At 64.4% G+C, this 9,142-nt stretch carries 11 protein-coding genes; 4 read left to right on the top strand and 7 right to left on the bottom strand.

The genetic code is table 11. The features are described from left to right. Nucleotides 1–44: 44 nt before the first annotated feature. The 5 genes from ACTJJN_RS25935 to ACTJJN_RS25915 form a co-directional block, all read right to left on the bottom strand. Nucleotides 45–416 (bottom strand): glutaredoxin family protein, encoded by a 372-nt coding sequence (locus ACTJJN_RS25935; RefSeq protein WP_004577078.1) that lies wholly within the window; start codon nucleotides 414–416, stop codon nucleotides 45–47. Between the two features lie 59 nt (nucleotides 417–475). Then, the gene (gene folE, locus ACTJJN_RS25930) at nucleotides 476–1,021 is read right to left on the bottom strand and encodes a GTP cyclohydrolase I FolE (RefSeq protein ID WP_003252789.1); all 546 of its coding nucleotides are present in this window, start codon (nucleotides 1,019–1,021) and stop codon (nucleotides 476–478) included. A 70-nt stretch (nucleotides 1,022–1,091) separates the two neighbouring features. Next, the gene (locus ACTJJN_RS25925; protein ID WP_003252791.1) at nucleotides 1,092–1,652 is read right to left on the bottom strand and encodes a Smr/MutS family protein; all 561 of its coding nucleotides are present in this window, start codon (nucleotides 1,650–1,652) and stop codon (nucleotides 1,092–1,094) included. A gap of 260 nt (nucleotides 1,653–1,912) precedes the next feature. Next, nucleotides 1,913–2,233, bottom strand: coding sequence for a hypothetical protein (locus tag ACTJJN_RS25920; protein WP_004577080.1), 321 nt, complete (start codon nucleotides 2,231–2,233; stop codon nucleotides 1,913–1,915). A gap of 85 nt (nucleotides 2,234–2,318) precedes the next feature. Then, entirely contained in the window at nucleotides 2,319–2,909 is a 591-nt protein-coding gene (locus ACTJJN_RS25915; protein ID WP_003252796.1) for a cysteine hydrolase family protein, read from the bottom strand. Nucleotides 2,910–3,090: 181 nt separating this feature from the next. Between ACTJJN_RS25915 and prmB the strand changes: the two genes are divergently transcribed. After that, nucleotides 3,091–3,999 carry a 50S ribosomal protein L3 N(5)-glutamine methyltransferase gene (prmB, locus tag ACTJJN_RS25910; RefSeq protein WP_003252797.1) on the top strand — a complete coding sequence of 303 codons (909 nt, stop codon included), beginning with the start codon at nucleotides 3,091–3,093 and terminating at the stop codon, nucleotides 3,997–3,999. A 225-nt stretch (nucleotides 4,000–4,224) separates the two neighbouring features. On the opposite strand, the gene ACTJJN_RS25905 is transcribed toward prmB, so the two are convergent. Then, on the bottom strand, nucleotides 4,225–5,007 hold the full coding sequence (locus ACTJJN_RS25905) for a hypothetical protein (protein ID WP_003252799.1): 783 nt from the start codon (nucleotides 5,005–5,007) through the stop codon (nucleotides 4,225–4,227). Between the two features lie 65 nt (nucleotides 5,008–5,072). Further along, nucleotides 5,073–6,035 carry an alpha/beta hydrolase gene (locus ACTJJN_RS25900; RefSeq protein ID WP_088513075.1) on the bottom strand — a complete coding sequence of 321 codons (963 nt, stop codon included), beginning with the start codon at nucleotides 6,033–6,035 and terminating at the stop codon, nucleotides 5,073–5,075. Between the two features lie 208 nt (nucleotides 6,036–6,243). On the opposite strand from ACTJJN_RS25900, the gene aroC reads away from it, so the two are divergent. The 3 genes from aroC (at nucleotide 6,244) to ACTJJN_RS25885 (ending at nucleotide 9,118) form a co-directional block, all read left to right on the top strand. After that, complete coding sequence (gene aroC, locus ACTJJN_RS25895) at nucleotides 6,244–7,335, top strand: chorismate synthase (protein ID WP_003252803.1); 1,092 nt, start codon at nucleotides 6,244–6,246, stop codon at nucleotides 7,333–7,335. Nucleotides 7,336–7,427: 92 nt separating this feature from the next. Next, the gene (locus tag ACTJJN_RS25890; protein ID WP_004577081.1) at nucleotides 7,428–8,582 is read left to right on the top strand and encodes an MFS transporter; all 1,155 of its coding nucleotides are present in this window, start codon (nucleotides 7,428–7,430) and stop codon (nucleotides 8,580–8,582) included. Further along, on the top strand, nucleotides 8,582–9,118 hold the full coding sequence (locus tag ACTJJN_RS25885; protein WP_003252807.1) for an oxidase: 537 nt from the start codon (nucleotides 8,582–8,584) through the stop codon (nucleotides 9,116–9,118). Before ACTJJN_RS25890 ends, ACTJJN_RS25885 begins: the two co-directional genes overlap by 1 nt. Nucleotides 9,119–9,142 lie beyond the last annotated feature (24 nt).

Genomic DNA, 9,142 nt, shown 5'->3' with positions numbered 1-9,142 from the left:
CGCGCCCCTTTCGCGACACAAGGCCGCTCCGACTTGCAGCGCTTTTAGGCCGAAGCAAACCGCTCATCCAGGTAAGCGATGATCGCCTTGGACTCATACATCCAAGTCACCTTGCCGGCTTCTTCAATGCGCAGGCATGGCACTTTCACTCGGCCGCCACCTTCTTGCAGGGCCTGGCGGTGCACCGGGTCGTTCTTGGCGTCGCGCAGCGCCACCGGCACGTTCAAACGGTGCAGGGTGCGGCGGGTTTTGACGCAGAACGGGCAGGCGTGGAACTGGTACAGCGCCAGCCCCTTGGCCGCTTGCTCGATGCGGGCCTGGGCGGCCGCGTCGCGCTTGCGCTTGGCCGGGCGGCTGATCCAGTCACCGAACACAATGAGCTGGCCGAGGCCAACCCGCAGGGCTTTGACGATCATGGACAACTCCTGAAATGCAAAAGCCGACCCTGAAGGGTCGGCTTGGGGTCAGCAACCAATCACTTGATCAGGCTGAGGAACTCGCTACGGGTGGCGGCGTTATCGCGGAACTCACCCAGCATCACCGAGGTGATCATGGTCGAATTCTGCTTTTCGACACCGCGCATCATCATGCACATGTGCTTGGCTTCGACCACCACGGCCACGCCCGCGGCACCGGTTACCTGCTGCACGGCTTCGGCGATCTGGCGGCTGAGGTTTTCCTGGATCTGCAGGCGGCGGGCGTACATGTCGACGATACGTGCCACCTTGGACAGGCCCAGTACCTTGCCCTTCGGCAGGTAGGCAACGTGTGCCTTGCCAATGAACGGCAGCATGTGGTGTTCGCACATCGAATACAGCTCGATGTCCCGGACCAGCACCATTTCGCTGTTGTCAGAGCTGAACAAAGCGTTGTTGGTGACTTCTTCCAGTGTTTGCTCATAACCGCGGCAAAGGTACTTCATCGCCTTTGCAGCCCGCTTGGGCGTGTCGAGCAGGCCCTCACGGGAGACGTCCTCGCCAATCTGGCTGAGGATCTCGGTGTAGTTCTGTTCCAGGGACATGGATCTACCTGTGGGAAAAAATCGCAAAAACGAAGGGTACGGCGGTGAGGGCGGCGCTGCAAGCGCGGCGTTACTCGTCGCGGCCTTCGAGCATGGTTCGCTTCAGCATCACATACACCGCGCCAGTACCGCCGTGGCGGGCACTGCACGAGGCAAAACCGAGCACTTGCGGGTGCTGGCGCAGCCAGGTGTTGACGTGGCTCTTGATCATCGGGCGCTTGCCGTCCAGGCGCGCGGCCTTGCCGTGGGTCACCCGCACGCAGCGCACCTCCAGTTTGGTGGCTTCGGCGATGAAGTCCCACAAGGTTTCGCGGGCCTTTTCCACCGTCATGCCGTGCAGGTCGAGGCTGCCCTCGAATGGAATCTGCCCCAGCTTCAGCTTGCGCAGTTGGCCTTCCTGCACGCCATCGCGGCGCCACATCAGCTCGTCTTCGGCGCCTACGTCGATGACGAACTGGTCGGACATGCCATCGATGACCAAAGCCTTGTCACTGCGCACGGTCGCCGCCTGGCGCAGGCCGGCCAGCTTCTGGCGGTCGGCCTTGGGCTTGCCGACGTCGGCACGGTCGTGGCTGATCGGCTTTACGCCGCGCACTTCGGCCTTGAACAGGGAAAAATCGTCGTCTTGCATGATGCCTCCACGTAGGCGACGTAGTTTACGCGACTGTGGGGCCGTGTGCAGCCTGTGCGGGCCTCTTCGCGGGTAAACCCGCTCCTACAGGGATTGCGTATGGCTTGTGGCCGGTGCGATCGGGGGGGCAACTGCCTTGCGTCGCGAAAGGGGTGCGCAGCGCCCCCGAGGGTTTCAGTTCACTGCATGAATTGCCGGGGCCGCTTTGCGGCCCTTTCGCGACACAAGGCCGCTCCCACAAGGACCGCGTTAGCAGTGCCTCAATCGTGCTTCTTCATCAGGTGCGGCGACAGGTTAAGCTCCCGCCCGCGGCGCAAGCGGATACGGCTGCGCCGCCAGAAGCGCACGCCCAGCCACAGCAGCAACAAGCCAGCCACGGTGAGGATGCTGGACAACGGTTTGTTGGCGTTGAGTTCCTGCAGGGCAGGGTAGTTGCCCAGCAGGCCGGCGACGCCGGCCATGGCCAGCAATACGCCCAGCGTCGCCAGCAGGGCCGACAGACCGGCCGCCAGGCGGGCGCCCCAGTTACGCGGCTCGCGCGGGCGCAGGCGCTTGGCGTCGAAACTGCCTTTAAGCTTCATTCCGCTCTCCTCGGTGGATATCCGGAATTCGACCTGCTGCTGCCCATCGGGTTCCGCCCGGCTGCCGGGCGGTCCTGCAAGCCGCTCAGATCAGGCTCGCGGTGGGTGCGACGCAAGCGAAGTTGTCAGCCATCACGGCCATTTCGCACTGGTGAATCTGCGCGGCCGGAATGACGCCGTCCTTGAATGCCAGGTCGCGGGTGGCCGACGCGTCTTCTACCAGGGTGCACCGATAACCATAGTCCTTGGCGCGGCGAACGGTGGTGCTGACGCTGGAATGGCTCATGAAACCACAGACGATCAGGTCCAGGTGGCCCAGCTCCTGCAATGTTTCGTGCAGCTTGGTGTTCTTGAACGCGTTGGGCATGCGTTTTTCGATGACGATTTCACCTTCCAGCGGCTCCAGCCCCGGAATGAACTGGCCAGCCGGCCCCTGGGGGTCGAAGCGGCCACCAACAGTGCCCAGGTGGCGAACATGGATGATCGGACGGCCGCTTTTACGGGCGGCGTCGAGCAACCTGGCGATGTTGGCCACGGCCTCGTCCATGCCTGACAGCTTCAGGGGACCACTGAGGTACTCCTTTTGTGCATCGATGATGATCAGGCTGGCGTGGCTCAGCTTGGCCGGCGGATAGTCGCGGCCAGTGAGGCGAAACATCGTGGTTGGAACGGACATCAAGGGCTCCTTGGATAGGGCTTTTGTATACCTATTCTCCCCTGCCTTGGCGCCAATGGGAATGGTTGACAACGCAAGCGGCATGGTTACTGGCCTGTGGCTAGCCTTTGGGCAAGGCAAAGGAACAAATGTGCGGGTGGGGCTGTTAGACTTTTGTCCGGTCTGAAAATAGGAGTACCCCGTGATCACATCCCGTCTGCGCACGCTGCGCGACTACATCCGCTGGGCGGTCAGCCGCTTCCACGAGCATGACCTGTTCTTCGGTCACGGTGCCGACAACGCCTGGGACGAAGCCCGCCTGCTGGTGCTGGGTGCGGTGCACCTGCCATGGGAGGTGGCCGACAGCTACCTGGACTGCATGCTCGAGGACGACGAGCGAGTACGCCTTCAGCACCTGCTCAAGCGCCGTATCGAAGAGCGTGTACCGGCCGCCTACCTGCTGGGCGAGGCCTGGTTCTGCGGCATGTCGTTCATTGTCGACGAGCGGGTGCTGGTGCCGCGTTCGCCCATTGGCCAGCTGATCGAAAAACGTTTTGAGCCGTGGCTGGCCAGCGAGCCGGCGCGCATTCTGGACCTGTGCACGGGGTCGGGTTGCATCGGCATCGTCGCCGCTGACGTGTTCCCCGAGGCCGAGGTGGTGTTGGCCGACCTGTCGTTCCAGGCCCTTGAAGTGGCCAACCAGAACATCGAGCGCCATGGCCTGGACGGGCGCGTGTACACCGTGCAGGGCGATGGCTTTGGCGGTTTGCCGGGGCAGCGTTTCGACCTGATCCTGTCCAACCCGCCGTATGTCGATGCTGAAGACTTCGACGACATGCCGGCCGAATACCACCATGAGCCCGAGCTGGGCCTGGCCTGCGGCAGCGACGGCCTGGACCTGGTACGGCGGATGCTGGCCGAAGCGGCTGACCACCTGACCGAGAAGGGTTTGCTGATTGTCGAAGTGGGCAACAGCCAGGTGCATGTCGAGGCGTTGTACCCCGAGGTGGACTTTGCCTGGCTGGAATTCGAGCGGGGCGGGCATGGGGTGTTCATGCTCACCGCCGAGCAGTGCCGCCAGCATCAGGAATTGTTCAAGGCCCGCGTTTAGGCTATTTGGGGCTGCTTTGCAGCCCATCGCGACACAAGGCCGCTCCCACAGATTGATCGCGATACCTCTCGCAGATTGATCGCGATACCTCTCACAGATTGATCGCGATACCTCTCACAGATTGATCGCGATACCTCTCACAGATTGATCGCGATACCTTGTGGGAGCGGCCTTGTGTCGCGATGGGCCGCGAAGCGGCCCCAATCTCCACCGACAGATGCGGTCTTAGCGGGTTGCAATCCAGATCAACAGCCCTGCCTGGAACACGGCAAACGCCACCAGGCAGGTAATGGTGAAACGCAATCCGCCGTCTTCGCGCTGGTATTTGGCCACGCGCTCATCCCGCTCGCGCAGTTGCCCTTCCTTTTCCTGCAGTTGCTGGTCCGCCTGCTGCAGCAGGTTGGCGGCATCCAGAATCTCCACCCGCTGCAGGCGCTCGTTGCTCCAGGCGGCCTTGAGCTGGCCCACCGTCATATCCGCGGTACGGCCCTTCAGGTGCTGGCTGTCCTCGTACTGCACCTCGATACCCACCCCGCGCAAGCAGTGGTCACGGCGCAGGCGTGAGTCCTCGTTCAGGGCATCCTTGCTCGGCAGCGCCATGCCTTCAACCCGGTAGTGCGACCACCTGCGCTGCAACCACTGCGCGGCCTGGGCCAGCATGAAACGGCCGATGCCACGGTTCACCGGTTCCAGTTGCAGGCCATGTTCATTGCCAATACGCACCAGGCGCTCGGCATGGTCGACGCGGATGTCCAGGCGGTTCTGCTCTTTGTGTACTTTCTGCCCAGGCAGCTGGATTTCCATGCGCAGCAGGCTGTGTGCCTTGTCATGGCGCTCGGCATAGCCGAACTGCACAAAACGCAGCGGCCGCGCGCCGGTGCTGCGGTCGGTAGGCAGTGCTGCCAGGCGCAGCAGCTGGAAATGTTCGGCGGTCAGCTCGGCCCAGGGCAGGGCGGGGATTTCCTGGGGTTCTTCGGCCGGCTCGACGGCGGTGGGGGAGGTGGTCATCAGGGCTTGTCCTCAGCTATGCCTGCTGTATCGGCAGGCATGGCTGAGACCTGAGCCTGTTTGACTTACGCCGAAGGCAAATGCTGGATGAACGTCACAATTCGCTCGCCCAGCTCACGCGCCAGCGGCAGCTCGGGGTTGAGGTAGCTGTCGCGCTGCTGGCTCATGCTCTTGGGGCTGATGCGCAGCATGTGGTTCATGCCATCAATCAGGACCAGTTGTGCATCTGGCTTGGCCGCTTTCAGCCGTTGGGCGTCGGCCACGTCCACCTGCACGTCGTTGCGCCCCTGCACGATCAGCGCGGGCATGGGCAGGCGGGCAAAGGCGGCTGCCGGGTTTTGCTGGAACAGCGAAATCAGGTACGGCTGCACGCTGGGGCGAAACACCTGGCGCAGCGGCGCTGGCACATCCAGGCTGGTCTGCCCGGCCTGCAGGCGGTCGAGCAGGGCGCTGCCACCGGCCAGTTGCGCGGGCGGCAGGCGCTGGGCCAGTTGTTCGTGCAGCACCTCGGCCAGCGGCCGGCCGCTGCCGGCCAGGGTGATGACTGCGCTGGCGCCAGCCTGCTCGGCGGCCAGGCTGGCAATCAGTGCGCCTTCGCTGTGGCCAATCAGGATCAGCGGGCCGAAGCGCGGGTCGGCTTTGAGCTTGCGGCTCCAGGCGACCACATCGGCCACGTAGCGCTCCACGCTGAGGTCACGCTCGTCAGGCGTGGCCGGCTGGCTGGCGGCCACCCCGCGTTTGTCGTAACGCACGCTGGCAATGTGCTCGTTGGCCAGCAGCAGGGCCAGGCGCTTCAGGTTGTCGACCCGGCCCGACGCCGGGTTGTTGCCGTCACGGTCGGTGGGGCCGGAACCGGCGATGATCAGCACCACTGGCGGCGGGGTGGCCTGTTGTGGCAGCAGCAGGCTGCCGTGCAGCACGCCCTGGCCGGTGTCCAGGTCGATCGGGCGTTGCAGTACAGTGGGGGCGGCGGCCTGGGCCAGGCCGGTGCACAGCAGGAAGAGCAAGGCGACGAGGCGCGACATCATGCGGTACTACATGGGGAGATGTGGGTTTGACCCAATGTTTGCAGGAAGGTTCTGGGAAGCGAATGGCAGGTTCGGCCCTTTCGCGGGCACGCCCGCTCCCACAGGTATTTCNGGGAGCGGGCATGCCCGCGAAGAGGCCCGCACAGGCGATCAAAGCATCTGTATACTGCTGGCTTCGTCCATTTCAGGCAGAACTCGCGGAGCGTCCATGTCCGGCAATACCTACGGCAAGCTGTTCACTGTCACCACCGCTGGCGAGAGCCATGGCCCGGCGTTGGTCGCCATTGTCGATGGATGCCCTCCGGGCCTGGAAATTTCCCTCGCCGACCTGCAGCACGACCTTGACCGGCGCAAGCCCGGGACCAGCCGGCACACCACCCAGCGCCAGGAAGCCGACGAGGTAGAAATCCTTTCCGGCGTGTTCGAAGGCCGCACCACCGGCTGCTCGATCGGCCTGCTGATCCGCAACACCGACCAGAAGTCCAAGGACTACTCGGCCATCAAGGACCTGTTCCGCCCGGCCCACGCCGACTACACCTACCACCACAAGTACGGTATCCGCGACTACCGCGGCGGCGGCCGCAGCTCGGCCCGCGAAACCGCCATGCGCGTGGCCGCCGGCGCTATCGCCAAGAAGTTCCTGGCCACCCAGGGCATCACCGTGCGTGGCTACATGAGCCAGCTGGGCCCGATCGAAATCCCGTTCAAGACCTGGGAGTCGGTGGAGCAAAACGCCTTCTTCAGCCCTGATCCGGACAAAGTACCTGAGCTGGAGGCCTACATGGACCAGCTGCGCCGAGACCAGGATTCGGTGGGCGCCAAGATCACCGTGGTCGCAGAAGGCGTGATGCCCGGGCTGGGCGAACCGATCTTCGACCGCCTGGATGCAGAGCTGGCCCATGCGCTGATGAGCATCAACGCGGTCAAGGGCGTGGAAATCGGCGCCGGCTTTGCCAGTGTGGCCCAGCGCGGCACCGAGCACCGGGACGAGCTGACCCCGGAAGGCTTCCTCAGCAACAATGCAGGCGGCATTCTGGGCGGTATTTCCTCCGGTCAGCCGATCGTTGCGCACCTGGCGCTGAAGCCCACTTCCAGCATCACCACCCCGGGCCGCTCGATCGATGTCGATGGCAACCCGGTGGACGTCATCACCAAGGGCCGCCATGACCCGTGCGTGGGCATCCGTGCCACGCCGATTGCCGAGGCGATGATGGCCATTGCGCTGATGGACCACCTGCTGCGCCACCGTGCGCAGAATGCCGATGTGCAAGTGAATACCCCGGTGCTGGGCCAGCGCTGATCCACCTGCACCGGCCTCTTCGCGGGTNGAAATCCGCGTAGGCGCGGGTTCACCCGCGAAGAGGCCGGCCCAGGTCCCCACAAGGCCACCCCATGCAACCCATCCCCTACTGGCGCCTGTCCAGCTTCTACCTGTTCTATTTCGCCCTGCTGGGCTCCACCGCACCGTTCCTGGCGCTGTACTTCGACCACCTGGGCTTCTCCCCGGCGCGCATCGGCGAGCTGGTGGCCATCCCCATGCTGATGCGCTGCGTGGCCCCCAACCTGTGGGGCTGGCTGGGCGATCGCACGGGGCAGCGGCTGTTGATCGTCCGCCTTGGCGCGCTGTGCACCCTGGCCACCTTCGCCCTGATCTTCTTCGGCAAAAGCTACGCCTGGCTGGCGCTGGTCATGGCCCTGCACGCGTTCTTCTGGCATGCGGTGCTGCCGCAGTTCGAGGTCATCACCTTGGCCCACCTGCACGGGCAAACGTCGCGCTACAGCCAGGTACGTCTGTGGGGTTCGATCGGTTTCATCCTCACCGTGGTTGGCCTGGGCCGCTTGTTCGAGTGGTTGAGCCTGGACATCTACCCGGTGGCGCTGGTCACGATCATGGCCGGCATCGTTGCCGCCAGCCTGTGGGTGCCCAATGCCCAGCCGGTGGAACAGGGCGGGCGCAGCGGCACGGGGGGCTTCCTGCAACAGTTGCGTGCCCCGGGGGTGATCGCGTTCTACGCGTGCGTGGCCCTGATGCAGCTCAGCCACGGGCCGTACTACACCTTCCTTACCCTGCACCTGGAGCACTTGGGCTACACGCGCGGTGCCATCGGCCTGTTATGGGCGCTTGGGGTGGTGGCCGAGGTGCTGATGTTCATGGTCATGAGCCGCCTGTTTGCCCGTTTCAGCGTACAGCGCGTGCTGTTGGTCAGCTTCCTGCTGGCGGCATTGCGCTGGCTGCTGCTGGGCAACCTGGCCCAGGAGCCGGCAGTACTGATCTTCGCCCAGCTGCTGCACGCGGCCACCTTCGGCTGCTTCCATGCCGCCAGCATCGCGTTCGTCCAGGCCAGCTTCGGTGCCCGCCAGCAGGGCCAGGGCCAGGCGCTTTACGCCGCGCTGTCGGGTACCGGCGGTGCGCTGGGGGCGCTGTACTCAGGCTACAGCTGGAAGCTGCTGGGCCCCACCTTCACCTTTGGTATGGCCAGTGCCGCAGCCTTGGCCGCAGCCGTTATCATTGCCCTTTGTTCGCAACCGACCAGGACCCGCCCCTGATGAGCATTCTCAGCGTTTTCCACCCCGCCAGCCCGGCACTGCCGAACAAGGTGCTGACTCACCACGACGACATCGCCGCTACGTTGGCCGAGCAGGGCGTGCGCTTTGTGCATGCCGAACCTGGCCTGCGGGTGCGCCCGGGCACGGCCCAGGACGAGGTGCTGGAGGTTTGCCGCGTGTATCTGGATGAGTTGATGACGGCGCATGGCAGCAAGGCCTTCGCGCTGCTCAACCGCGACGGTGAAGACCCGGCTCAGGTCGATGTGCGTGATGAGCATGTGCATGATGCCGACGAGCTGTTCGCCGTGGTCAGCGGGCGGGCGCAGGTTGGCCTGCGGCTGGGGGACTGGGTGTATTCGGTGCTGTGCGAGAAGGGTGACCAGCTGCTGGTGCCGGCCGGGACGCGGCGCTGGGTTGAGCTGGGTGATACACCGTTTTGCCTGGCGTTGCGCTTGTATGGCAGCGAGCAGGGCATGCAGGCGCGGTTTACCGGGGATGTGACGGCGCGGGCGTTTCTGGGGATCGACGAGTTGTAATGGCATTGCCGGCCTCTTCGCGGG

Origin of the sequence: Pseudomonas sp. 22515 (genome assembly GCF_052044625.1) — a bacterium.
GTDB classification, from domain to species: domain Bacteria; phylum Pseudomonadota; class Gammaproteobacteria; order Pseudomonadales; family Pseudomonadaceae; genus Aquipseudomonas; species Aquipseudomonas alloputida.
Note: the sequence above shows the minus strand (reverse complement) of the source record. Positions and strands in the feature narration are given on the sequence as shown.

Bases quoted from the DNA above. Each gene is read 5' to 3' on its own strand.
- ACTJJN_RS25890 (WP_004577081.1), top strand. From the start codon at position 7,428: ATGCAACCCATCCCCTACTGGCGCCTGTCCAGCTTCTACCTGTTCTAT.
- ACTJJN_RS25920 (WP_004577080.1), bottom strand. From the start codon at position 2,233: ATGAAGCTTAAAGGCAGTTTCGACGCCAAGCGCCTGCGCCCGCGCGAG.
- ACTJJN_RS25915 (WP_003252796.1), bottom strand. From the start codon at position 2,909: ATGTCCGTTCCAACCACGATGTTTCGCCTCACTGGCCGCGACTATCCG.
- folE (WP_003252789.1), bottom strand. From the start codon at position 1,021: ATGTCCCTGGAACAGAACTACACCGAGATCCTCAGCCAGATTGGCGAG.
- aroC (WP_003252803.1), top strand. From the start codon at position 6,244: ATGTCCGGCAATACCTACGGCAAGCTGTTCACTGTCACCACCGCTGGC.
- ACTJJN_RS25925 (WP_003252791.1), bottom strand. From the start codon at position 1,652: ATGCAAGACGACGATTTTTCCCTGTTCAAGGCCGAAGTGCGCGGCGTA.
- ACTJJN_RS25905 (WP_003252799.1), bottom strand. From the start codon at position 5,007: ATGACCACCTCCCCCACCGCCGTCGAGCCGGCCGAAGAACCCCAGGAA.
- ACTJJN_RS25935 (WP_004577078.1), bottom strand. From the start codon at position 416: ATGATCGTCAAAGCCCTGCGGGTTGGCCTCGGCCAGCTCATTGTGTTC.
- ACTJJN_RS25900 (WP_088513075.1), bottom strand. From the start codon at position 6,035: ATGATGTCGCGCCTCGTCGCCTTGCTCTTCCTGCTGTGCACCGGCCTG.
- ACTJJN_RS25885 (WP_003252807.1), top strand. From the start codon at position 8,582: ATGAGCATTCTCAGCGTTTTCCACCCCGCCAGCCCGGCACTGCCGAAC.